The following is a 1,976-nucleotide window of genomic DNA, read 5'->3' as shown; positions in this document are numbered from 1 at the left end:
GACGAGCAGTTGCGTCCCTTCCTGGCCTGCGCCCTGTTCGTGGCGATGCTGGGGGCCAGCGGCGTGCGCGCTTTCTGGCGGCCCTGGCTGGCCGGCGCCTGGGCGCTGACGCTGGTCGGCATGGGCGTGCTGATGTGGGGCGGCGTCGCCGGCCTCAGCTATGTGCCGAACGACCGCTGGGGCGGGCTGCCGATCACGCTGATGCTGTCGGTCTTCTCCATCGCGCTCGCCTTCCCGCTGTCGATCCTGCTGGCGCTGGGCCGCCAGTCCTCGCTGCCCGCCATCCGCACCTTCTGCGTCGGCTTCATCGAGGCGATGCGCGGCGTGCCGCTGGTCAGCGTGCTGTTCATGGCATCGGTGATGTTCCCGCTGTTCCTGCCGGAAGGCGTCACGGTCGACAAGCTGCTGCGCGCGCTCGCCGGCATGACCCTGTTCACCGCCGCCTATCTGGCCGAGGCCGTGCGCGGCGGCTTGCAGGCGATTCCCAAGGGCCAGTACGAGGCCGCCGACGCTCTGGGCCTGTCCTACTGGCAGAAGACGATGCTGATCGTCCTGCCCCAGGCCCTGCGCATCGTCATCCCGCCCATCGTCAACCAGTTCATCAGCGCCTTCAAGGACACCTCGCTGGTCACCATCGTCGGCCTGTACGACCTGCTGACCGCCGCCACCGTGGCGACGACCGACCCCGAATGGCGCCCCTACTTCGCCGAGGTCTATGTCTTCGCCGGGCTGATGTTCTGGATCTTCTGCTTCAGCATGTCGCGCTACAGCCAGTGGCTGGAGCGTCTGGCCAACCGCTACACCCGCCGCTGACCGGCCCTGGAGATACGTCATGACCGCCAACGCCATCATCGAACTCCGCAAGGTCGGCAAGTGGTACAACAGCTACCACGCGCTGCGTGACGTCAGCATCAGCATCGGCAAGGGCGAGAAGGTTGTCGTCTGCGGCCCGTCCGGGTCGGGCAAGTCGACGATGATCCGCTGCATCAACCGGCTGGAGGCGCACCAGACCGGCCATATCATCGTCGACGGCATCGAGCTGACCGACGACGTGAAGGCGGTGGAGAAGATCCGCCGCAAGGTCGGCATGGTGTTCCAGAACTTCAACCTGTTCCCGCACCTGACCGTGCTGCAGAACCTGACGCTGGCCCCGATCTGGGTGCGCGGCATGGCGAAGTCCGAGATCGAGGAGATCGCCATGATGTACCTGAAGCGGGTGCGCATCCCCGACCAGGCGCACAAGTTCCCCGGCCAGTTGTCCGGCGGCCAGCAGCAGCGCGTCGCCATCGCCCGCGCGCTGTGCATGCGGCCGGAGATCATGCTGTTCGACGAGCCGACCTCGGCACTCGACCCCGAAATGGTCAAGGAGGTGCTGGACGTCATGACCGAGCTGGCGGGCGAGGGCATGACCATGGTCTGCGTCACCCACGAAATGGGCTTCGCCCGGCAGGTCGCCGACTCTATTGTCTTCATGGCCGAAGGCTCGATCATCGAGAGCGGGTCGCCGGCCGAATTCTTCGAGAACCCGAAAAGCGAGCGCACCCGCCAGTTCCTGGGCCAGATCCTGGAACATTGAGGCGTAAGGGCGCGCTTAAGAAGCGGACAAGAGGGCCATGCCGGCGACCATTGCCATCACCGACGACGACGCGGTGACGCGCGAGACGCTGAAGTCCTACCTGACGGATGAGGGCTTCGACGTCCTGCAGGCCCGAAGTGCGGAGGAGCTGAAGGATCTGCTGGCGGCGACGGCGGTGGATCTCGTGCTGCTCGACATCCGGCTGCCGCGCCAGGACGGGCTGACCCTGACCCGCGAGCTGCGCGCGGCGTCGGAGATCGGCATCATCCTGGTCAGCAGCCGGGCGGAGAAGCTGGACCGCATCATCGGGCTGGAGATGGGTGCCGACGACTACATCGCGAAGCCCTTCGAGCCGCGCGAGATCCTGGCCCGGGTGCGGAACCCTGCTGCGCCGGCTGAA

At 66.6% G+C, this 1,976-nt stretch carries 3 protein-coding genes; all 3 read left to right on the top strand.

Annotated features, from left to right (window positions below; translation table 11 throughout):
* Positions 1 to 813 (top strand): amino acid ABC transporter permease (locus I71_RS09335; RefSeq protein ID WP_042694167.1); only part of this gene is annotated, 813 nt, incomplete at its 5' end.
* Between the two features lie 19 nt (positions 814 to 832).
* Entirely contained in the window at positions 833 to 1,576 is a 744-nt protein-coding gene (locus tag I71_RS09330) for an amino acid ABC transporter ATP-binding protein (RefSeq protein ID WP_042694164.1), read from the top strand.
* 37 nt (positions 1,577 to 1,613) lie between these two features.
* Positions 1,614 to 1,976 (top strand): response regulator (locus tag I71_RS09325; protein WP_042694162.1); only part of this gene is annotated, 363 nt, incomplete at its 3' end.

The organism is Azospirillum sp. B506 (genome assembly GCF_000333595.1).
Classification (GTDB): Bacteria; Pseudomonadota; Alphaproteobacteria; order Azospirillales; family Azospirillaceae; genus Azospirillum.
This window is presented reverse-complemented; position numbering and strand designations above follow the sequence as displayed.